The sequence below is a fragment of the Pseudomonas sp. TH06 genome (assembly GCF_016651305.1).
In the GTDB taxonomy this organism is placed as follows: Bacteria; Pseudomonadota; Gammaproteobacteria; order Pseudomonadales; family Pseudomonadaceae; genus Aquipseudomonas.
This window is the reverse complement of the sequence record NZ_JAEKEC010000002.1, coordinates 189,613-209,916: the sequence shown is the minus strand read 5'-3', so window position 1 is coordinate 209,916 and position 20,304 is coordinate 189,613. Positions and strand designations below refer to the sequence as shown.

Annotated in this window: 21 protein-coding genes; 4 read left to right on the top strand and 17 right to left on the bottom strand. The window is 58.5% G+C overall.

Going from position 1 to position 20,304, the window contains the following annotated elements:
* Positions 1–37 precede the first annotated feature (37 nt).
* From JFT86_RS24510 to nhaA, 5 genes are all read right to left on the bottom strand, one after another.
* Positions 38–262: a hypothetical protein gene (locus tag JFT86_RS24510; RefSeq protein WP_201234655.1), complete on the bottom strand. Its 225-nt coding sequence runs from the start codon at positions 260–262 to the stop codon at positions 38–40.
* Positions 259–1,446, bottom strand: a complete 1,188-nt coding sequence (locus tag JFT86_RS24505; protein WP_201238810.1) for a colicin E3/pyocin S6 family cytotoxin — start codon at positions 1,444–1,446, stop codon at positions 259–261. The genes JFT86_RS24510 and JFT86_RS24505 overlap by 4 nt, the downstream gene beginning before the upstream one ends.
* Positions 1,447–1,558: 112 nt before the next feature.
* Positions 1,559–2,299, bottom strand: a complete 741-nt coding sequence (locus JFT86_RS24500; protein ID WP_201234652.1) for a zeta toxin family protein — start codon at positions 2,297–2,299, stop codon at positions 1,559–1,561.
* Entirely contained in the window at positions 2,296–2,565 is a 270-nt protein-coding gene (locus JFT86_RS24495) for a hypothetical protein (RefSeq protein ID WP_201234650.1), read from the bottom strand. Before JFT86_RS24495 ends, JFT86_RS24500 begins: the two co-directional genes overlap by 4 nt.
* A 105-nt stretch (positions 2,566–2,670) precedes the next feature.
* Entirely contained in the window at positions 2,671–3,858 is a 1,188-nt protein-coding gene (gene nhaA / locus JFT86_RS24490) for a Na+/H+ antiporter NhaA (RefSeq protein WP_201238809.1), read from the bottom strand.
* A 245-nt stretch (positions 3,859–4,103) separates the two neighbouring features.
* Here nhaA and JFT86_RS24485 point away from each other — a divergent pair, with 245 nt between their 5' ends.
* The gene (locus tag JFT86_RS24485) at positions 4,104–5,204 is read left to right on the top strand and encodes a PLP-dependent cysteine synthase family protein (RefSeq protein ID WP_201238808.1); all 1,101 of its coding nucleotides are present in this window, start codon (positions 4,104–4,106) and stop codon (positions 5,202–5,204) included.
* A 117-nt stretch (positions 5,205–5,321) separates the two neighbouring features.
* Here the strand turns inward: JFT86_RS24485 and JFT86_RS24480 are convergent, their stop codons facing one another.
* The 3 genes from JFT86_RS24480 to JFT86_RS24470 form a co-directional block, all read right to left on the bottom strand.
* A complete protein-coding gene (locus tag JFT86_RS24480) occupies positions 5,322–6,935 on the bottom strand; it encodes an NAD(P)/FAD-dependent oxidoreductase (RefSeq protein WP_201238807.1) in 1,614 nt (537 codons plus the stop codon).
* A 97-nt stretch (positions 6,936–7,032) separates the two neighbouring features.
* The gene (locus tag JFT86_RS24475; RefSeq protein WP_201238806.1) at positions 7,033–7,686 is read right to left on the bottom strand and encodes a hypothetical protein; all 654 of its coding nucleotides are present in this window, start codon (positions 7,684–7,686) and stop codon (positions 7,033–7,035) included.
* 59 nt (positions 7,687–7,745) lie between these two features.
* Complete coding sequence (locus JFT86_RS24470; RefSeq protein ID WP_201238805.1) at positions 7,746–8,345, bottom strand: short chain dehydrogenase; 600 nt, start codon at positions 8,343–8,345, stop codon at positions 7,746–7,748.
* 104 nt (positions 8,346–8,449) lie between these two features.
* Between JFT86_RS24470 and JFT86_RS24465 the strand changes: the two genes are divergently transcribed.
* Positions 8,450–9,364 carry a LysR family transcriptional regulator gene (locus JFT86_RS24465; protein WP_201238804.1) on the top strand — a complete coding sequence of 305 codons (915 nt, stop codon included), beginning with the start codon at positions 8,450–8,452 and terminating at the stop codon, positions 9,362–9,364.
* A 24-nt stretch (positions 9,365–9,388) separates the two neighbouring features.
* Here the strand turns inward: JFT86_RS24465 and JFT86_RS24460 are convergent, their stop codons facing one another.
* The 4 genes from JFT86_RS24460 to JFT86_RS24445 are packed head-to-tail and all read right to left on the bottom strand — an operon-like array spanning position 9,389 to position 11,832.
* Positions 9,389–9,865, bottom strand: coding sequence for a DoxX family protein (locus JFT86_RS24460; RefSeq protein WP_201238803.1), 477 nt, complete (start codon positions 9,863–9,865; stop codon positions 9,389–9,391).
* Positions 9,862–10,620: a DNA-binding domain-containing protein gene (locus JFT86_RS24455; RefSeq protein ID WP_201238802.1), complete on the bottom strand. Its 759-nt coding sequence runs from the start codon at positions 10,618–10,620 to the stop codon at positions 9,862–9,864. The genes JFT86_RS24460 and JFT86_RS24455 overlap by 4 nt, the downstream gene beginning before the upstream one ends.
* Positions 10,617–11,504: a DUF692 domain-containing protein gene (locus JFT86_RS24450; RefSeq protein WP_201238801.1), complete on the bottom strand. Its 888-nt coding sequence runs from the start codon at positions 11,502–11,504 to the stop codon at positions 10,617–10,619. Before JFT86_RS24450 ends, JFT86_RS24455 begins: the two co-directional genes overlap by 4 nt.
* Positions 11,505–11,529: 25 nt before the next feature.
* Complete coding sequence (locus JFT86_RS24445; protein ID WP_201201286.1) at positions 11,530–11,832, bottom strand: DUF2282 domain-containing protein; 303 nt, start codon at positions 11,830–11,832, stop codon at positions 11,530–11,532.
* Between the two features lie 316 nt (positions 11,833–12,148).
* On the opposite strand from JFT86_RS24445, the gene JFT86_RS24440 reads away from it, so the two are divergent.
* Entirely contained in the window at positions 12,149–13,828 is a 1,680-nt protein-coding gene (locus JFT86_RS24440) for a DUF2599 domain-containing protein (protein ID WP_242489570.1), read from the top strand.
* A gap of 34 nt (positions 13,829–13,862) precedes the next feature.
* Positions 13,863–15,101 (top strand): DUF2599 domain-containing protein, encoded by a 1,239-nt coding sequence (locus JFT86_RS24435; RefSeq protein ID WP_201238799.1) that lies wholly within the window; start codon positions 13,863–13,865, stop codon positions 15,099–15,101.
* A gap of 169 nt (positions 15,102–15,270) precedes the next feature.
* On the opposite strand, the gene JFT86_RS24430 is transcribed toward JFT86_RS24435, so the two are convergent.
* From JFT86_RS24430 to JFT86_RS24410, 5 genes are all read right to left on the bottom strand, one after another.
* Positions 15,271–15,972, bottom strand: coding sequence for an ABC transporter ATP-binding protein (locus tag JFT86_RS24430; protein ID WP_003222380.1), 702 nt, complete (start codon positions 15,970–15,972; stop codon positions 15,271–15,273).
* On the bottom strand, positions 15,973–16,740 hold the full coding sequence (gene livG / locus JFT86_RS24425; RefSeq protein WP_201238798.1) for a high-affinity branched-chain amino acid ABC transporter ATP-binding protein LivG: 768 nt from the start codon (positions 16,738–16,740) through the stop codon (positions 15,973–15,975).
* Positions 16,737–18,005, bottom strand: a complete 1,269-nt coding sequence (locus JFT86_RS24420) for a high-affinity branched-chain amino acid ABC transporter permease LivM (protein WP_201238797.1) — start codon at positions 18,003–18,005, stop codon at positions 16,737–16,739. The genes livG and JFT86_RS24420 overlap by 4 nt, the downstream gene beginning before the upstream one ends.
* A complete protein-coding gene (gene livH, locus JFT86_RS24415; protein WP_008082254.1) occupies positions 18,002–18,925 on the bottom strand; it encodes a high-affinity branched-chain amino acid ABC transporter permease LivH in 924 nt (307 codons plus the stop codon). The genes JFT86_RS24420 and livH overlap by 4 nt, the downstream gene beginning before the upstream one ends.
* A 230-nt stretch (positions 18,926–19,155) precedes the next feature.
* The gene (locus JFT86_RS24410; RefSeq protein ID WP_201238796.1) at positions 19,156–20,283 is read right to left on the bottom strand and encodes a branched-chain amino acid ABC transporter substrate-binding protein; all 1,128 of its coding nucleotides are present in this window, start codon (positions 20,281–20,283) and stop codon (positions 19,156–19,158) included.
* Positions 20,284–20,304 lie beyond the last annotated feature (21 nt).

Sequence of the window (20,304 nt, the reverse complement as noted above, 5' to 3'; positions counted from 1 at the left end):
GGAAACTCAGGTTTATAACAGTTTCCAACGTGGTGACTTAGATCTGAGTAGATAGATAAAGATCAATGTCTCGAGGTAGGATAATTGCGCATGCTTTTTCAATTTCAATAATTTGTTGCTCCGTCAGCCTGTAGTCATGCTGCGACTCTTCCTCATACTGCCAACCCATTACTAGCTTCAGAGCTGACGTAGCGATGGGAATGGTTCGTTGAAAAATAGGGAAATCCTCTCCTCTCTTTACGCCCATGATCTGATGTTTCATGGTTCTATCCTTCTGGTTGGATCTGCCGGTTTCGTTTGCTCGCCTGTTTCGTGGTTAAATTCTCCCAAATGCTTTCCACGCTTTGTATATTTTTCAATCGCTCCATGTTGAAAGTCCCATTCATAAATTACACCGTCTCTATCTTTCCAGCGCGGTCGTAAACCTCCGCCACCTTTTATTGGCGTTTTTGGAGTGGCCCATCGGGCATCAGGGTATGCAGGTAAAGTCTGAGGTTTTGGATGGTAGTTACCATGAGAAATGTTCGCCACGACATAGACTGGTAGAACCCCAGAACCCACCGGAAAGACCAGAATGAAATCCCGGTACTCCGGCGGATAGACCGGATTCACCAGAATCCCGTCCGCCGCTTTCGTCGGCGGATACACCCAGATATGCGGCGCCTGCGGTGCTGACTCCAAGGCGGGAATACCGAGGATGTCGGAGCCATCCACCGCCGGCGTCCAGATCAGTTCGATACCTTCGCCCAGATCCGCGATGAACTGACTACCACGCGCACTGAACTGCACGACATCGACCATCTCCCAATCACGGTTCTTGCCGGTGTAAAAGCCGTAGCCCTTGAGGCTGCCGTCAGACTGCTGTTCAACACGCAGGCGCACGCGGGTGCGGGCTTGTTTCAGGGCGCGCAACTGGTCTTCGGTGTAAAGGGCACTGTCGCCGAGGGTGGGTGTCCAGAACACCGCAACCACTGCCGAGAGCGCGGCAGCACCCGCCGCGCCAAGTGCTGTGATTGCGGGAGCGGCGAGGGTGGGTATGCGCACTGCGATGCGTTCGACGCCCAGTGAAACCGTGTCGCCGCTGATCGCTTGCAGGTTCAACACGCCCGCAGTATCGGCTTCGCGAGCACCGAGCCAGGCGATTTCACCGTAATTCTTCAGGCTGTCGGTCGGCACCATGCCCGAAGGATTCGAGTAGTCGATGATGGCGTCCGGTAACTTGCAGGACTTGGCGAACACGCATCCCGCGCGCGGCACCTCAGGCGCTGTCGCAGCCATTTCGCGGGTGCGCTCAAAGGCATTCTGCCGGGCCAACATGGCGTCGTAAGCGTTTTGTCTGGATTCGCGAGCGGCCAGTTCGCTGGCCGTCATGTAACGGTGAGTGACGTAATGCCCGTCGCCCGCCGGTGGGTTGGGAACCCGTGGAATATCCTTGCTGCCAGCCACTGATCGTCCTTTCGCTCATTCATCGCCAGCCCCTTGAAAGGGCTGTGCGACGTTAACGAAGCACGAAAGATATGGCTGTAGGACGCGTCTCTAAAGACGTGGGATTGTTCGACTACAGTAATTTGTCGAGAACGAACTCTTTGAACCAGGGTGGCTGGATATCTGATTTGATTTCAATCAGCTCGCCGTCGGTGATTTCTGCTATTTGAGTTAACCCTTCACTACCTTCATCCGAGTTATCGAAAATGTAAGCTCTGTTGGATGTCAGGATAGCCTCAGAAAGGAGCTCCAGAGATCTCCAGTAACGGGCCCTGATTTTTTCAGGAGGAACGCTGTGCCCACCTTGCGACACACGGTAGGCAACCCTGGCTATGTTGATTTCGGGATCGGCGGTAGCGACGTAATAAACATAGACTCTGTAGCCGGAGTTATGAGCGTCGGCAAGCAGGTTGACTTTGTCTGAGGAGGACATGACCGTTTCAAAGGTAAAGCTGATGCGTTCTCTGATCAGCGACCTTCGTATGAAGTCGGAAAGGGCCGAAGCGACGTAGGAGTCGATCTCGGTATTTGCGAAGTTGAGTCTCTCACCTTCCATTGTGAGTGAATCCAGCTTTGCCAGCGAACGAGGGGATTTCTCCAGTAGCGCGTGTTGGCGGAGAAAATCGAAAATCTGTTCTTTGTGAGATTCAATGTGATACGAGGTGAAGTCAAAATACCCCGTATCTTTAATCGCCCGCTCTATGTCATCCGGGTTGATGTAGTTTCCCCGCAAGTGGGCAGGAACAAGGCGATTGAAGGTGCTTTTTCCCGATCCGTTCGGTCCCGCAAATATCCGTATTCTGGGTGTGCTCAAGAAGTGACCTGTTTTGAAGATTTATTGATGTGCAGGCGCGTGCCGCTTTTCAGATTTCCATAAGTGCCGATCGAGCGCAGTGCAACGGACGTCTTATCTGTCACTTCAAATAGCTGACCATCTTTAGCGACAAGAACGGCTGCGCCATTGGCCAGTGCCATTTTGTAGGCATTGCTGAATGCCTTCAGGGCGATGTCTGGAATTCGGGATTCCTGGACGGCAATCTGATCGTCCGTCATTGGGCGTTTTTCTGCTTTACGTGACATGGATGCCTCCGGGAATACCGTGCGGGAACGGCTGCTGGCTTGACGAAACATATAGCACACTTGCACGGCTTATTGCTAAGCCGTGCAGTTGGCATGGGCCAGCACTCAGGCCCTTTGAATGGTGCTACTGCGACTCGCCGCCGCTGTCACCGCATAACCGATCAACGCGGCGAACAACGATCCGGTCAGAATGCCCATTCGATCCATGCCGGCGTAGTCGCTCACGCCCGGTTCAAAGGCCAGCGAACCGACAAACAGACTCATAGTGAAGCCGATGCCGCAGAGGATCGCCACGCCCAATACCTGACCCCAATTGGCACCCTGGGGCAGGGAGGCGATGCCGATCTTCACCGCCAGCCAGGTCAAGCCGAATACACCGACGGTCTTGCCCAGCAAGAGGCCGACGGCGATGCCCAACGGTACGTGGTGGGTAAAGCTTTCGACGGTGACGCCGCTCAGCGACAGGCCGGCGTTGGCGAAGGCGAACAGCGGCAGGATGCCGTAAGCGACCCACGGGTGCAGCGCGTGCTCCAGCGTCAGCAGTGGCGAAGGCTCGGCATTTTTCGTCCGTAGCGGGATGCAGAAGGCCAGGGTCACGCCGGCCAGCGTCGCATGGACACCGCTCTTGAGAACGCACACCCACAGGATCAAACCGATGATCATGTACGGGCCAAGTTTGACCACGCCGAGCCGGTTCATCGCCACCAGCGCGGCGATACATGCCGCCGCGAGGCCCAGCGACAGAGTCGACAATTCACCCGAGTAGAAGATCGCAATGATCACGATGGCGCCGAGGTCGTCGATGATCGCCAGCGTCATCAGAAACAACTTCAGCGACACCGGCACGCGCTTGCCCAGCAGGGCCAGCACGCCGAGAGCGAAGGCGATATCGGTGGCGGTCGGGATGGCCCAGCCATCGAGCGCTGCCGGATTGTCACGGTTGAGGAACCAGTAGATCAGCGCCGGCACCAGCATGCCGCCGATAGCGGCCGCGCCAGGCAACACGATTTGCGATGGTTTGGACAGCTGACCGTCGAGGACTTCGCGCTTCACTTCCAGGCCAATCAGCAGGAAGAACAGCGCCATCAGACCGTCGTTGATCCACAGCAGCAGGGGTTTGGCGATTTTCAGCGCGCCAATCTGTGCCACCACTGGCGTGTCGAGCAGGCCGGTGTACAGCCACGACAGGGCTGAGTTGTTGATAATCAAAGCCAGAATGGCCGCGGCGATCAATAACAGACCGCTGGCAGCTTCCAACTGAAAGAAACGCGTGAAAGTGCTACGCAGAGGCAAGGTCGCTCTCCATCGAATCGTCAAAAAGGTGGAACACCCTAACCCGTACTGTTAGTTGTTAAAACAAAAGTTATATTCTTTTTTGTTATATGTCGTTACAAGGTGTCTGGCTCAATCACGCTGAGCCTAGCAGTTGCCTGACACATTGGGACTCAGCTGTATCTGTGCGCGATGCAGGATTTTTCCTAAGCTGACGGATGAGCCTTCCTGGGAGGCTGATCTCCTGCCCCGATCCAACGAGAACCATGACCATGAGCGACAACCGACAGTGGGCCCGCGAAGCCATCCGCATCATCGAAGCGGATTTCCAGCGCAGCGCCGACACCCACCTGATTCCTTTGCCGCTGCCGGGTTTCCCGGGCATCGAGTTGTACTTCAAGGATGAGTCCAGTCATCCGACCGGCAGCCTCAAGCATCGGCTGGCCCGTTCGCTGTTTCTGTATGCGTTGTGTAATGGCTGGCTCAAACCCGGCGCGCCGGTGATCGAGGCATCCAGTGGTTCGACGGCGATTTCCGAAGCGTATTTCGCGCGCATGCTCGGCCTGCCGTTCATAGCGGTGATGCCGGCGACCACGTCGAAAGAGAAGATTGCCCAGATTGCTTTTTACGGTGGTCAGAGCCATTTGGTGAAGGATCCGACGCAGATCTACGCCGAATCCGAGCGTCTGGCGCGCGAGCATGGCGGTCACTTCATCGATCAGTTCACTTACGCTGAGCGCGCCACCGACTGGCGAGCGAACAACAACATCGCCGAATCGATCTTCCAGCAGATGCGCTACGAGAAGCATCCCGAGCCGAGCTGGCTGATTTCCAGCCCCGGCACCGGCGGCACCACCGCGACGCTTGGCCGATACGTGCGCTATCGCCAGCACTGCACCCGCGTGCTGTGCGCGGATGCCGAGCGTTCGGTGTTCTTCGATTACTACCAGACCGGCGATGCGAGTCTGCGTCTGGATTGTGGTTCGCGGATCGAGGGTATTGGTCGGCCACGGGTGGAAGCGTCGTTCCTGCCCAAAGTGATCGATGCGATGGTCAAGGTGCCGGACGCCTTGTCGCTGGCCGCCATGCATTACCTGGCGAAGCGTCTGGGCCGGCATGTCGGCGGGTCGAGCGGCACCAATCTGATCGGAGCCTTGATGGCAGCGCAGCAGATGAAAGCGGCGGGGGAGTCGGGGTCGATCGTGGCGATTCTGTGTGATGGCGGCGAACGTTATGCCGACACCTATTACGATCAGGCGTGGCTGAAGTCGCAAGGGTATGAGCTGGACGGGTTGATTGACGCGGTGGCGGCGAGTGCCGAACGTGGTGAGGCGCTGCCGACTTCAGTGTTACGCGCCAATATCTGACACACCAAAATCAACTGTAGGAGTGAGCCTGCTCGCGATTGCGTAATAACATTCAACATTGATGTTGACCGGATTACCGCTATCGCGAGCAGGCTCACTCCTACACAGGGCGTTGTGTCAGTCAGTCAGACCCAGAATGTCGCGAGCCACGGCTTCCGCGATGCGAATCCCATCGACACCCGCCGACAGAATCCCGCCCGCATAACCCGCGCCTTCACCGGCCGGAAACAAGCCCTTCACGTTCATGCTCTGCAGCGTCTCGTTACGCGTAATACGCAGCGGCGACGAGGTGCGTGTCTCGATCCCGGTCAATACCGCATCGTGCAGCGAGTAACCGCGAATCTGCTTCTCGAACGCCGGCAACGCTTCACGAATGGCCTCGATGGCAAAGTCTGGCAGTGCCAGCGCCAGATCACCCAGCGCCACGCCCGGTTTGTACGACGGCTCGACTTCGCCCAGTTCGGTCGAAGGAATATCGTTGATGAAATCGCCGACCAGTTGTGCCGGGGCCTTGTAGTCGCTGCCACCGAGGATGAACGCGTGGGATTCCAGACGTTCCTGCAACTCGATACCGGCCAGCGGGCCGCCCGGATAATCGACTTCCGGGGTGATGCCGACGACGATGCCGGAGTTGGCGTTGCGCTCGTTACGCGAGTACTGGCTCATGCCGTTGGTGACCACGCGATTCGGCTCGGACGTCGCCGCGACCACAGTGCCGCCCGGGCACATGCAGAAGCTGTAGACCGAGCGGCCGTTCTTGGCGTGATGCACCAGTTTGTAGTCGGCGGCTCCCAGTTTCGGGTGGCCGGCGTATTTGCCCAGCCGCGCACGGTCGATCAGCGATTGCGGATGTTCGATGCGGAAACCCACCGAGAACGGTTTGGCTTCCATGAACACGCCACGGCCGTGGAGCATGCGGAAAGTATCGCGGGCGCTGTGGCCGAGGGCCAGAACCACGTGTTTCGAATGCAGGGTTTCGCCGCTGGCCAGTTGCACGCCGACCAGTTGGCCGTCTTCGATCAGCACGTCGGTGACGCGCTCCTGAAAGCGTACTTCGCCGCCCATCTCGCGGATCTGCTCGCGCATGTTTTCAACCATGCCGGTCAGACGGAACGTACCGATGTGCGGCTTGCTGACGTAGAGGATTTCTTCCGGCGCACCGGCCTTGACGAACTCGTGCAGGACTTTGCGGCCAAGGAACTTCGGATCCTTGATCTGGCTGTACAGCTTGCCGTCGGAGAACGTCCCCGCGCCGCCTTCGCCGAACTGCACGTTCGACTCGGGGTTGAGCACGCTTTTACGCCATAGGCCCCAAGTGTCTTTGGTGCGCTGACGCACTTCGGTGCCGCGTTCGAGGATGATCGGCTTGAAGCCCATCTGTGCCAGCAACAGGCCGGCGAAGATCCCGCACGGGCCGAAACCGACGACGATCGGCCGCTGGCTCAGGTCGCTTGGCGCCTGGCCGACGAATTTGTAGCTGACATCCGGCGCCACGTTGACGTTACGGTCGTCGGCGAACTTGCCCAACACCTTGGCCTCGTCGCGCACTTCGAGGTCGATGGTGTAGATGAAGCACAGTTCGGAGGACTTTTTGCGCGCGTCGTAACTGCGCTTGAACAAGGTGAAATCGAGCAAGTCATCGCTGGCGATGCCCAGGCGCTGCACGATGGCAGGGCGCAGGTCTTCTTCGGGATGGTCGATTGGCAGCTTGAGTTCAGTGATTCGTAACATGGCGAGGATCCGGGTTCGCGGGGCGCACAACTGCGCCAGGGCGTTTGAAGGCCGCGATTATAAGCCGCAAAGGCCGGATCCGGTGAGGCTAAAACGCTCAGTCGTTGCGCGATCCGCCGAAATACCCGCAGCCACGCTGCACCTGGCCGTCGATGCGCAGTTCGGCGCTCATGTGCTGCACGCTGCCGGTTTTGCTGTCGACACAGCGTTGCGGCGCGACCCAGAGTTCGATGCGTTGGTTGTTGGCTTCACTGCTGAGGTTGAAGCGACCGTCACCCAGTTGCTCTTCAACATAAGGCACGGCAAGCGGTGGCTGACCTTCGCGGTCGATGACCATGCCTTTGCCACTGACTTTGACGTTCCACTCCGGGCCATGGCCGCTGGCGCGCAGGATCAGCAGTTTGAAATTGGCGTCATCGCACGCGGTGCCGGAGCGCTCGACGCGATACAACTGGGTGAGGTCGAGGCGGTCGCCGGCGACTTTGCCGCGTACGTCGGCGAACAGTTTGCCCTGCTCATCGGCGAGGGTCGCCGCCTCTTGCAGAATGCTGGTGCCGCCGATGTCGTTGACCACGTACTGACGCTGTTCGCCACACGACTGGAATACCAGTTTGCCGTCAACTGCGGTCAGTTGCCCCTGCATCCGCGTCTGCCCGACATGCGAGGCACTTTCACGCTGGCCATCGAACAACTGGCAGGCGGCAAACAACGGTAACAAGGCAACAAGGACTAACGAACGGGCAACACGCATCTTCGGCTCTCCAGACAAGTGCCGCCACGTTACGCAGCCTGACCGCTCATCACAAGGGTTTAGCCCACGTGAAACGTCTGACCGGTTTGCAGTCCTTCAACACTTTTCGCGTAGGCCAATGCCACATCCGCCGCCGGAACCGGTTTGTAGCCACGGAAGTAGGGTGCATAGCTGCCCATGGCTTCCAGCAGGACGGTCGGGCTGATCGAGTTCACCCGCAGGCCGCGCGGCAGTTCGATGGCGGCTGCGCGCACGAAGCTGTCCAGCGCGCCATTGACCAGCGCCGCCGACGCGCCACTGCGGATCGGGTCATGACTGAGGACACCGGTGGTGAAGGTGAAAGAAGCGCCGTCATTGGCGAATTCGCGGCCGATCAGCAGCAGATTGACCTGACCCATGAGCTTGTCTTTGAGGCCCAGGGCAAAGCTGTCTTCGTTCATTTCACCCAACGGGGCGAAGGTCACGTTACCGGCCGCGCAGACCAGCGCATCGAACTTGCCGGTCTGTTCGAACAGCTTGCGGATGGACGCGCTGTCGCTGATGTCGACGTGGAAATCGCCGCTGTTGCGACCGATGCGAATCACTTCATGACGTTGCGACAGTTCTTTGTCCACGGCCGAACCAATGGTGCCGGCAGCGCCTATCAACAGAATTTTCATCGTGCTGTGCCTCAAGTGTTTGAACGAGGTTTCAGTCTAGAGTGGTTTTTTCTGTAGATAAGCGCACTAATGGGCAACCTTTGGTTTTCAAATGGAAACAATCCATGAGCGAGATGGATGACCTCGCGGCGTTCGCCGTGTTGATCGAGGCCGGCAGTTTTACTCTGGCCGCACAGCAATTGGGTTGCAGCAAGGGCCAGTTGTCCAAGCGCATCAGCCAACTTGAAGCGCGATTTTCCGTGGTGTTGCTGCAACGCACGACCCGCCGTTTGAGCCTGACCGCAGCCGGCGCGGCATTGCTGCCGCAAGCCCAGGCGTTGGTCGTCCAGGTAGAACGGGCGCGTCAGGCATTGGCACGATTGAAGGACGACATGGCCGGCCCGGTGCGCATGACGGTGCCGGTGTCGCTGGGGGAAACCTTTTTCGATGGACTGCTGCTGGAGTTTTCGCAGAAGTATCCCGAAGTGCAGATCGAGCTGGAGCTGAATAACAGCTACCGCGATCTGTCCCGGGACGGCTTCGATCTGGCGATCCGCAGTGAAGTGGCCAATGACGAACGACTGGTGGCCAAACCGCTGCTGGCCTGGCAGGAAATGACCTGCGCCAGTCCGGCGTATCTCGAACGTTTCGGCGAGCCGACGACGCCGCAGGCGCTGGCCGAGCACCGTTGTCTGCTTAACAGTCATTACAGTGGACGCGAGGAGTGGCTGTATCACCAGCAGCATGAGTTGCTGCGCGTGCGGGTGTCGGGGCCGTTCGCCAGCAACCATTACAACCTGCTCAAGAAAGCCGCGTTGACCGGGGCCGGTATCGCCCGATTACCGTCGTACCTGCTGCAAGCGGAATTGGCCGACGGTCGACTGCGCTGGCTCCTGCGTGATTACCAGACCCGGCGCCTGCCTATGTACCTGGTGCATCCGTATCAGGGTGGATTACCCAAACGTACGCAGGTATTGGCGGACTATCTGATCGGCTGGTTCAAACGCAGCGGCGAGGCGCTTGATCGCCTGTCTCACTAACACCGATCCACCCGTGTAGGAGTTTCAACGGTTGTAGTGTCTGGCGATCAGATGATCTATCGACAACCTGCCAGGGCCGCGGGCCATCAGGAACAGCAGCACCGCTGCCCACGTGCCATGCGTCGGATAGGCGTCTGGATACACAAACAGCTGAATGGTCAGCGTCATCCCCAGCAGTGCCAGCGCTGAAAACCGTGTGGCGAATCCGATCAGGATCAGGACCGGGAAAAAATGCTCGGCAAACGCGGCCATGTGCGCGGCGACTTCCGGTGACAGGAGCGGCACGTGGTATTCGCTTTTGAACAGTGGAATCGTTGAATCCGCCAGACGCGGCCAGCCGAGTTGAAACGTCCCGTCAATCAGGTCGATAGCCAGGCCCTCGACCTTGGTCTGCCCGGATTTCCAGAACACTGCCGCAATCGAAAAACGCGCGATGAACGCGATCAGACTGTGGGGGATTTTCTCCAGCAGCGCGATGGCGCGGGGGATGAGCGTGTTCATGGCGATTCCTTGTTGTTCAGATGAGTGATGGCGTTGTGTGCGATCAATAGGGAGAGGGTTTGACTGAGGTCGAACGGCGGACTGTTTTGCGCCGCTGCGAGCAATGCCTGGCCATCAAGCAATTGACGGATAAACACGCTGGCGCCGTGTTCGAGGGCAAACACCTCGACGTCCAGACGGTTGCGCAAGATCAGGGCGTACTGCTTTTGGTGGAGGTCGATGCCTTCAAGTGTTGTGTCGTATTGATGCGCTGCCCAGATCGCGACAACGGCATGGCTTGAGTCGAGCAGGCGCAACGACGGGTGAAGCCCAAAGCGCAGTTCGCTCAAAGAGTCGGGTGTAGACAGTGCAGCGGTGATTTCTTCCGGACTTATCGGGCTGGCATCGGCGGCGTGGTAGGCGACAATACGTAGGTGTTCAAGACGTGCGACATCGGCCAGATAAGGCACGCTGAATGTCGGTTCAAAGCTTTCGATGAAATCCGCAAAATCTTCGCCATAGAGGCTCATCAACGGACTGTGGGGTGGCTGAGCCTGGATGAAAACGGCTGCCATGGCGCGGAAGAACTCCTCGCCAACCAGTTGCGCAACCACCGGATAACTGTCACCCAGAGCGTTGATCAGCGAACTTTGCACGTTGTTGCGATACACCGCGAAACGGCTCTCGGGATCGGCACCGTTGGCGCTGCACAGGCCTTCGGGGCAAGGCGATCGCACATCGAGCAGTGCCGCCGCGAAGGTCGCTTGAGTGCTCATGATCGCCCCTCGGCCTGCATCAGCAAGTCATCAGCCTGCCGGGCCTCGGCGAGCAAGACGCTGAACGCCGGCAAACTGTTGTCGCGTTCGATCAGCGTTGCTACCGGGCCTGTGCGCTCCAGCACTTGGCGGTACAGATTCCACACCGCCTGATCGATCGGCGCACCATGATCGTCGATCAGCAAACGGTCGCCGAGACTGTCGCGATCTTCCGCAAAACCAGCCAGATGAATCTCGCCAACCGCGTGCAATGGCAAGGCATCGAGGTAGGCCAATGGGTCGCGTTGATGGTTGATGCACGATACGTAGACGTTATTGACGTCCAGCAGCAGGCCGCAGCCGCTACGGCGGATGACGTCGGCAATGAAGTCAGCCTCGTCAATGGTCGAGCGTTGAAAGGCCAGATACGTCGCCGGATTTTCCAGCAGCATGGGGCGCCCGAGGCTGTTCTGCACTTGGTCTATGTGCTCGCAGACGCGGTTCAGCGTCGGCGTGTCATAGGCCAGTGGCAGCAAATCATTGAGGAACACCGGACCATGGCTGGACCAGGCCAGGTGTTCGGAAAAGGAGTGCGGTTGATAGCGTTCGATCAGTGCACCGAGACGCTTGAGATGTTGAACATCCAGCGGCCCTTCAGCGCCGATGGACAGCCCGACACCGTGCAGCGACAGCGGGTACTGTTCGCGAATCAATTCCAGAAAATGATGAAACGGACCGCCGGCCACCATGTAGTTTTCGGCGTGGACTTCGAAAAAACCGAGGTCCGGTTGTGAACCGAGCACTTCCCTGAAGTGACCGGTCTTGAGCCCCAGCCCGGTGCGGGCAGGGAGCCCGGTGTGGGCTGCCTGAGTGTCGGAAAGGGCAGGTTCGTTGACTGTGAACATGATCGTCACTCAGGCAGGCCGCAGGTCAGGACTTGGCTTTGAACGCTTCCATCTGACCGAAACCGGTCGGCGAGGTCTTGCTTTCAGTGGTGGCGCAGGTGCCTTTCGGAACGAGTTTCCAGGCGTTTGCCTGGTAGTCCATTTTTGCGGTGCCGGCACAGGTGGTGCCTGCACCTGCGGCGCAATCGTTATGACCTTTCATCGCCACGCCGAAGCATTTCTCCATGTCGTCAGCGGCGTGAACGGTCGATACGGCGGCCATACTCAGAGCAGAGCCAAGGGCCAGAACCAGTGCAGTGGCGGACAGGGTGCGAGTGGTAGCAGTCATGATGTTTCTCCGAGTTGAGCTTGGGTTTTTACAAGCGAAATGCGCTTGCTTACCCCACTAGAGAATGGTCATGGCGATGCGTTACAGCCTCCTGAAAACTTTTTTGAAAAAACTTCACCCCCTGTAGGAGCTGCGGCACGCTGCGATCTTTTGATCTTAAAAACAAGATCAAAAGATCGCAGCGTGCCGCAGCTCCTACAGGGGGAGTGTTCTATAGTCATTTCAACGGCCACGTTCACAGGCCGATTTACCAGGACGGTATCTTATGAAAACGGAGCGCTCAGACTCACGCGTGCTATCGCGCAGGATTTCAACTTTGGCCCTGGCGTGCGCGCTGCCGTTGCTGTGCAGTGCGTTGGCCGCGCAGCCGTTGCTTGATCCGCAGGACACGCTCAAGCGTATCAATCACAACTACAACACCCTCAAGCAAGAGTGCCAGGAGCCGGATACCGGCGCCCCGCGCGGTCTCTACTATTGCAGCGGGGTGACCTTGCGCATGGTCAACGACGGGCCCTTCAACCCCTGGGATTACAGCCCCTACGCGGTCAAGATCGGTGCGACTTCCTACTCGTGGATTCGCAAGGACCTGAGTACCAGGATTCTCATTCACCCGGCCGGTTTGATCCTGCGAACCCCAACCGATGCGGCAGCGTTGAACCTGCCGGTCAAGGAGCAAGGGTTTACCTGCATCTACGCGTTCGATGGCGGCACCGGGCCTGAGCGCAAGTGGTACGGCTGCGGATTTTTCGACAGTCGCGAGCCACCGCGTGCCGCCCAGGGCGTGATGAACAACCGCAATGCTGCGCTGGCCTACGGCACTTGTGCGGAAGCCGGGGTCACCACTGCAGAGCAATGGACGCAAAAATACACCGGGCTGATGAAGGGGCCGATCCAGTACGGCCAGTGTTCCTTTAACGCGGAAAAACCCAGCGACTGGCACGCGATGATCCGGGTTCACGAATCCCGGCCGACCACCACCAACAAAGACCCGTTCTCTTACAGCGCCCAAGTCAACGAGTTCATGTTGAAGAACGCCACCGCCACTAACGATGGCAGCGAAAACATGAAGTACATCGATGCCTTCATCTACAACGTCAACAGCACGCAGAACTTCGCCACTCGCGGCGATCAGGCTCCGCCGAAACCGGAAAACGGCCTGAACAGCGCACGCAACTTCCAGAAGAAACTCCAGGCACAGGGTTACAGCGTGCCGATCCTGCGGCTGGATTTCACCAAGCCTGCCGAGCAACGTTTCAGCTATGTCGCCGCTGACCAGGCGATAGACCTGACGGCGGCTGGCGGCGCGCAGCCGACACCGACACCGACACCGACACCTGCGCAGAAATACATCGCTGAAGCGGTGTGGATCGAACGTTACGATCCCGGCAGCAAGCAAAACGAATGGTCGCTCAAGATCACCCCCACAGCCCAAGGCAAAGCGATTCAGGCCAGTGATCAGGATGCCTTGTACAAAGAACTGTTCGCCCTGCGTGGCGCCGATAGTCAATGGCGCGACAACGAGAAATCGCCGGGCAGCATGCGTGGGCAACTGAGCTGCCTGATTCAGAACTATCCGGCAAAAACCGAATGGAATCTGGAGCCGTTCCGCCCCAATGTTTCTGCGCAGGAATCGGCCAAGGCTGGTTGCAATCCGGTTCCGGTTGCGGCACCGCAATACATTGCCTCGGCCGACTGGATCAAACGTTACGACCCCGGCACCAGCAAGGATGAGTGGAGCCTGAGCGTGGTCCCCACAGCGGCGGGACGAGCCTTGCCCAGCGAGCAGGTGGCTGCGTTGTACGACCAACTGTTCGCGCTGAAAGGCGCCGACAGCAACTGGCGTGACAACGAAAAATCCGCCGGCAGCATGCGCCAGCAATTGAATTGCGTCCTGGTCAATTACCGCAACAAAACGCCGTGGAATCTTGAGCCTTTCCGGCCGGCGTTATCGGACAACGAGACGCGGGCTGCGGGTTGTAACCCGGTCCCGCGTTGAGGGTGTGTGTTGGCTAATCAAGGAGATGCAAGCCATGAAAAAACGTTTGAACAGAATCGCGCCATTACTCATGTTTCCGCTGTTGGTGCAGGCAACATGGGCCAATGCCGAGTCATGCGACGAGACGCTGAAAAAAGTCGAAACGTTGTACAACAAAACCGTCGACAGCTGCGGCCAGGATCCGGCCTCGGACTGTTCAGGGCTTTTGGTTCGGGGCACGCACCGCGCCGACCCGGCCAAGGGGCAGAAATGGGACGTCTGGAATCCCAGCCCGAAAGCCGTGGAATTGGGCACGTTTGCCGCGTCGTACATGCGCGCCGACGGTATCAGTTACGAAGACCCGGGTATGAGCACGCAGAACGGCTATCTGATTACCCCCAGAGATCTGGTTCGCGACCCCGAGACTCCGGTGCATGTTTATTGCGCGTTTCCCAACGATGCCTGGACTGACTTTCGCAATGACCGGGGCTGTGGCGACAACAAAAACACCGCCCCGACGGAAGCGGTCTGCCAGGCCATGAAACCACCGATCACCAGTCCCAACGCCTGGGTCGCGCACTTCACCCAGTACAACAACAATCGGCAGCAGGACCAATTGCAATGCGGCTTCAACATGCGCAATCCGATGAGCAGCAATGAGCGCGTCGACGCCTTCCGCAACTTCATGGGCGCGCGCAAAGTCATCAACAGCCGCGAGTTTCAGACCCAGACAGAACTGCGTCTGGGCAACCCGAAAACTGACGAACTGCCGATTCTGGCTTTCTTCTACAGCGATCAACGCGGCTTGAACGATGCGATGGCCAACCAGCGCGACTACAAGGCCAAGACCGGCAAGGATCGTAATATCATCAAGATCGACTTCCCGAAAACTCCGGTCGCCAAGGCTTCTTTCTCATGCATCCAGACCTCGACGCCAGCGGCGCCGAAGTTCTGCGAGAAGTACATCGAGTCGAGCACTTGGGTACAACGGCCTGATCCGAAACTGGGGCCGAACACCTGGTCGCTGTCGGTGGTGCCGACCGCTTGCGGTCGGGCGATCAAAGACGATCAGACCGACCGGATGTTCGCCGAGCTGTACAACAAGCATAAGGACGATCAGCAATGGCGGCAGTACAGCGTCAATGGCGGGTCATTGCGTCGGCAGATGGTGTGTCATCTGGCGGCGACTTTCGACGGAAAACCTGTGCGCAACAAGCCAGATTGGAATCTTGAGCCGGCACGGCCATACGTCGATCAGGCCACGGCGGTAGCGCAGCACTGCAATCCTTATTAATCCGCCACTGTAGGAGTGAGCCTGCTCGCGATGGCGTCGTGTCAGACATCCGTTATGTTGAATGACACACCGAAATCGCGAGCAGGCTCACTCCTACAAGGGATTTTTGGAGGCTTGCAGTTGGCACAAAAAAACGGCCCGGAGGCCGTTTTTTCTTTACCGCGATGACTCAACCGCCGAGGTACGCCTCGCGTACTTTCGGGTCGGTCAGCAGCGCTTCACCGGTGCCTTGCATGACCACGCGGCCGTTCTCCAGAACGTACGCGCGGTCGGCGATTTTCAGCGCCTGGTTGGCGTTCTGCTCGACCAGGAACACCGTCACACCGTCCTTGCGCAGCTGTTCGATGATGTCGAAGATCTGCTGGATGATGATCGGCGCCAGACCCAGCGACGGCTCGTCGAGCAGCAGCAGTTTCGGCTTGCTCATCAGCGCACGGCCGATGGCGAGCATCTGCTGTTCGCCGCCGGACATGGTGCCGCCGCGCTGGTTGAAGCGTTCTTTCAGGCGTGGGAACAGTCCGAGGACCTTGTCCATCTGTTCCTGATAGTCGCCCTTGTCGGTGAAGAAACCGCCCATGGAGAGGTTTTCTTCAACGGTCAGACGCGCGAACACCCGACGACCTTCCGGCACCACGGCGATGCTTTTACGCATGATCTGCGACGAGTCCTGGCCGACCAGTTCCTCACCCATGTAGCGGATGCTGCCGCTGTGCGCTTGCGGCGAACCGCACAGCGTCATCAGCAGCGTCGACTTGCCGGCACCGTTGGCGCCGATCAGGGTGACGATCTCGCCCTGGCGGACTTCGACGTTGACGCTGTGCAGCGCCTGGATCTTGCCGTAGAAGGTGGAAACGTTTTCGAACTGCAGCATTTACGCTTCCCCCAGGTAGGCTTTGATCACTTCAGGATTGTCGCGGATCTGTTCCGGCGTGCCGTCGGCCAGAGGCGTGCCCTGGTTGATCACGACGATGTGGTCGGAAATGCTCATGACCAGTTTCATGTCGTGTTCGATCAGCAGCACGGTGACGTTGTGCTCTTCACGCAACACGCTGATCAACGCCTTGAGGTCTTCGGTTTCCTTCGGGTTCAGGCCGGCGGCCGGTTCGTCGAGCATGAGGATCCGTGGACGGGTCATCATGCAGCGAGCGATTTCCAGACGTCGTTGCTGACCGTAAGCCAGGGTGCCGGCGGTACGGTTGGCGAACTCTTTGAGGTTGACCTTTTCCAGCCAGTACTCGGCAAATTCCATCGCCTCGCGCTCGCTTTTGCGGAACGCCGGGGTCTTGAACAGGCCGGACAGGAAGTTGGTGTTCAGGTGACGGTGCTGGGCGATCAGCAGGTTTTCAACCGCCGTCATGTCCTTGAACAACCGCACGTTCTGGAACGTGCGCACCACGCCTTTGAGGGCGATCTTGTGGCCCGGCAGGCCCTGGATCGGCTCGCCGTCGAGCAAAATGCTGCCGCCGCTCGGCTGATAGAAACCGGTCAGGCAGTTGAACACGGTGGTCTTGCCCGCTCCGTTCGGCCCGATCAGCGCCACCACTTGTTTTTCCTTCACGGTCAGGGCCACGCCGTTGACCGCCAGCAAGCCGCCGAAGCGCATGCTCAAGTTTTCGACTTTAAGGATTGAGCGGCTCATTTTCGCATCTCCGCTCTCAGTTTAAGTTCTGGTCGTTGCATCGGCAGCAGACCTTGTGGACGCCAGATCATCATCAACACCATCAGGGCACCGAACATCAACATCCGGTACTCACTGAACTCACGCATCATTTCCGGCAACAGGATCATCACCACGGCCGCGAGAATCACGCCCAGTTGCGAGCCCATGCCACCCAGCACGACGATGGCGAGGATGATCGCCGACTCGATGAAGGTGAACGATTCCGGGGTCACCAGACCTTGACGGGCAGCGAAGAAGCTACCGGCGAAACCGGCGAAGCTCGCGCCCAGGGTGAATGCCGACAGTTTGATCACGGTCGGATTCAGACCCAGTGCACGGCAGGCGATTTCATCTTCACGCAGCGCTTCCCACGCACGGCCGATCGGCATGCGCAGCAGGCGGTTGATGATGAACAGTGCCGCCAGCGCCAGCAGCAACGCGACCAGGTAAAGGAAAATCACCTTGTTGATCGAGTTGTATTGCAGGCCGAAAAACTCGTGGAAGGTCTGCATGCCTTCCGCCGCTTTACGCTCGAAGGTCAGGCCGAAGAACGTCGGTTTCTCGATGTTGCTGATGCCGTTCGGACCGCCGGTGATGTCGGTCAGGTTACGCAGGAACAGACGGATGATCTCGCCGAAACCGAGGGTCACGATCGCCAGATAGTCACCACGCAGACGCAACACCGGGAAGCCCAGCAGGAAGCCGAACGTCGCCGCCATCAGGCCGGCAATCGGCAGGCAGATCCAGAAGCTCAGGCCGTAGTAGTGCGACAGCAGCGCGTAGCTGTAGGCGCCGACGGCGTAGAAGCCGACGTAACCGAGGTCGAGCAGACCGGCCAGACCGACCACGATGTTCAGGCCGAGGCCGAGCATCACGTAGATCAGGATCAGCGTTGCGATGTCCACTGCACCACGCGAGCCGAAGAACGGCCACACCAGCGCACCGAGGATCAGCGCGATGATGATGTAGCGTTGCGTGGTTGGCAGGGTCAGGAAGTTGCTGGCCTTGGCCGGGATCAGCGGCATGCCCGGCGAGGATTTCCACGCCTTGCTGATCTGCTGGTTGAACAGCACACGCAGGAACATCAGCACCGAGCAAATGGCGATGGTCGCCAGAATGGCCGGGCTGGTGTTGTGCACTTCCAGGTTGATGCCGACGATGGTCAGTTTCAGACCGAGTACCGGGTAGGCCACGGCCCACACCAGCAAGGCACTGAACAGTGCCTGTTTAAGATTCCTAGTCATACTTTCTCAACCTCCGGACGGCCCAGAATGCCGGTCGGACGGAACAACAGCACCAGAACCAACAAGCCGAATGCCACGACGTCCTTGTACTGGTCGCCGAAGATATCGGCACCAAAGGCTTCCGCCACCCCAAGCACCAACCCGCCGAGCATGGCGCCGGGGATGCTGCCGATGCCGCCGAGTACTGCAGCGGTGAAGGCTTTGAGGCCGACGAGGAAACCGGCGTTCGGGTTGATCACACCGTATTGCATGCTCAGCAGCACGGCCGCGATGGCCGCCAGCGCAGCACCAATGACGAAGGTCAGGGCGATGATGTTGTTGGTGTTGATGCCCAGCAGGTTGGCCATCTTGATGTCTTCGGCACAGGCGCGGCAGGCGCGACCCAGGCGGGAGCGGGAGATGAACAGCGTCAGGCCGAGCATGGCGATCAGAGTCACCACGAACACCACGATTTGCATGTAGGAAATCAGCACTTCATGTGCGCCACCTGGCCCGAAGGAAATGTTCCCGGGGATCAGGTTGGGGATGGATTTGTCCTTGGAGTCTTGCGCCAGCAGAACCGTGTTCTGCAGGAAGATCGACATACCGATGGCGGAGATCAGCGGAATCAGACGGTTGCTGCCGCGCAGGGGGCGGTAGGCGATCCGTTCGATGCTGTAACCGTACGAACTGGTGACAACGATGCTCGCGATGAAGGCTGCGGTCATCAACAGCGGGACGTTGTCGATTCCCATCATGGCCAGCCCGGCGATGGCGATGAACGCCACGTAGGAACCGATCATGTACACCTCGCCGTGGGCGAAGTTGATCATTCCAATGATGCCGTAAACCATCGTATAGCCGATGGCAATCAAGGCATACGTGCTGCCAATGGTCAGACCATTAACCAGCTGCTGGAAGAAGTGATAGAGGTCAGGCATTACAACGCTCCTAAAAACCTGATACGCATTTCACTGGTGGAGTCATTTTCCCGCCCGGCCCCGTGGATCTATATCCACTTCGAATCCGGGTTTTGCCAGCGAACCGCTGATGACGGTTTTGAGATTTTCAGGTGGGGAGACTGGCGGATCACGCCAGCGCGGCCCATACATTCGTAAAACAAAGCCCACGGCACGCCGTGGGCTTTATTGGCAGTCAGTCAGGCAGCGCCTTACTGAGGCGAAACTTCAGTTTTTGGTTTGCCGAAGTGCCACTCGTAAACCACAAATTTGAAGTCCTTCAGGTCGCCCTTGGCGTCGAAGCTCAGGTCGCCAGTCGGGGTCTTGAAGCTGCCGGCGTGAATGGCCTCGGCTACTTTGGCCGGGTCTTCGGATTTCGCTGCGGCAATACCGCCGGCGATCACTTCAACGGCCGAGTAGGACGGGAACACGAAAGGACCGCTCGGGTCTTCTTTCTTCGCCTTGAATGCATCAGCCAGGGCGACGTTGGCCGGATCCTGGTCGAAGGATTTCGGCAGGGTCACCAGCAGACCTTCGGAAGCGTCTTTGGCGATCTGCGAAATGGAGTCGTTACCCACGCCTTCCGGACCCATGAACTTGGCTTTCAGGCCTTTTTCAGCGGACTGACGCAGGATCAGGCCCAGCTCTGGGTGGTAGCCGCCGTAGTAAACGAAATCGACGTTGGCTTGCTTGAGTTTGGCGATGATCGAGGAGAAGTCCTTGTCGCCGGCGTTGACGCCTTCGAACACGGCGACTTTCACGCCTTTCTTCTCCAGAGTTGCCTTGACGGCGGTGGCGATGCCTTCACCGTATTGCTGTTTGTCGTGCAGCACAGCAACGATTTTCGGTTTCACGTGATCGGCAATGTAGTTACCGGCGGCAGGGCCCTGGGCGCTGTCCAGACCGATGGTACGGAAGACCATCTTGTAACCACGGGCGGTGATGTCCGGGCTGGTGGCAGCCGGGGTGATCATGATCACGCCTTCGTCTTCGTAGATGTCCGAAGCCGGTTGAGTGGAGCTGGAGCACAGGTGACCGACCACGAATTTGACGCCGTCGTTGACGACCTTGTTCGCCACCGCTACCGCTTGTTTCGGATCGCAAGCGTCATCGTATTCAACGGCTTCGAGCTTCTTGCCGTCGACGCCGCCCTTGGCGTTGATTTGTTCGATGGCCATTTTCGCGCCACTGAACTGCATGTCGCCGTACTGGGCTACTGGACCGGTCTTTGGACCGGCGATACCGATTTTGATGGTGTCAGCTGCGAACGAATGGCTGGCAACCCCGGCCAGAACCATAGCGGCAAACAGTTTGGAAATCTGCTTAGTAGCCTTAGTCATAGTGCTCCACTCTTACTGTTG

Coding starts and splice junctions, on each gene's coding strand:
- JFT86_RS24445 (WP_201201286.1), bottom strand. CDS start 11,832: ATGACTGCTACCACTCGCACCCTGTCCGCCACTGCACTGGTTCTGGCC.
- livG (WP_201238798.1), bottom strand. CDS start 16,740: ATGAGCCGCTCAATCCTTAAAGTCGAAAACTTGAGCATGCGCTTCGGC.
- JFT86_RS24420 (WP_201238797.1), bottom strand. CDS start 18,005: ATGACTAGGAATCTTAAACAGGCACTGTTCAGTGCCTTGCTGGTGTGG.
- JFT86_RS24465 (WP_201238804.1), top strand. CDS start 8,450: ATGAGCGAGATGGATGACCTCGCGGCGTTCGCCGTGTTGATCGAGGCC.
- JFT86_RS24475 (WP_201238806.1), bottom strand. CDS start 7,686: ATGCGTGTTGCCCGTTCGTTAGTCCTTGTTGCCTTGTTACCGTTGTTT.
- JFT86_RS24455 (WP_201238802.1), bottom strand. CDS start 10,620: ATGAGCACTCAAGCGACCTTCGCGGCGGCACTGCTCGATGTGCGATCG.
- JFT86_RS24410 (WP_201238796.1), bottom strand. CDS start 20,283: ATGACTAAGGCTACTAAGCAGATTTCCAAACTGTTTGCCGCTATGGTT.
- livH (WP_008082254.1), bottom strand. CDS start 18,925: ATGCCTGACCTCTATCACTTCTTCCAGCAGCTGGTTAATGGTCTGACC.
- JFT86_RS24430 (WP_003222380.1), bottom strand. CDS start 15,972: ATGCTGCAGTTCGAAAACGTTTCCACCTTCTACGGCAAGATCCAGGCG.
- JFT86_RS24510 (WP_201234655.1), bottom strand. CDS start 262: ATGAAACATCAGATCATGGGCGTAAAGAGAGGAGAGGATTTCCCTATT.
- JFT86_RS24480 (WP_201238807.1), bottom strand. CDS start 6,935: ATGTTACGAATCACTGAACTCAAGCTGCCAATCGACCATCCCGAAGAA.
- JFT86_RS24435 (WP_201238799.1), top strand. CDS start 13,863: ATGAAAAAACGTTTGAACAGAATCGCGCCATTACTCATGTTTCCGCTG.
- JFT86_RS24450 (WP_201238801.1), bottom strand. CDS start 11,504: ATGTTCACAGTCAACGAACCTGCCCTTTCCGACACTCAGGCAGCCCAC.
- JFT86_RS24470 (WP_201238805.1), bottom strand. CDS start 8,345: ATGAAAATTCTGTTGATAGGCGCTGCCGGCACCATTGGTTCGGCCGTG.
- JFT86_RS24485 (WP_201238808.1), top strand. CDS start 4,104: ATGACCATGAGCGACAACCGACAGTGGGCCCGCGAAGCCATCCGCATC.
- JFT86_RS24460 (WP_201238803.1), bottom strand. CDS start 9,865: ATGAACACGCTCATCCCCCGCGCCATCGCGCTGCTGGAGAAAATCCCC.
- JFT86_RS24495 (WP_201234650.1), bottom strand. CDS start 2,565: ATGTCACGTAAAGCAGAAAAACGCCCAATGACGGACGATCAGATTGCC.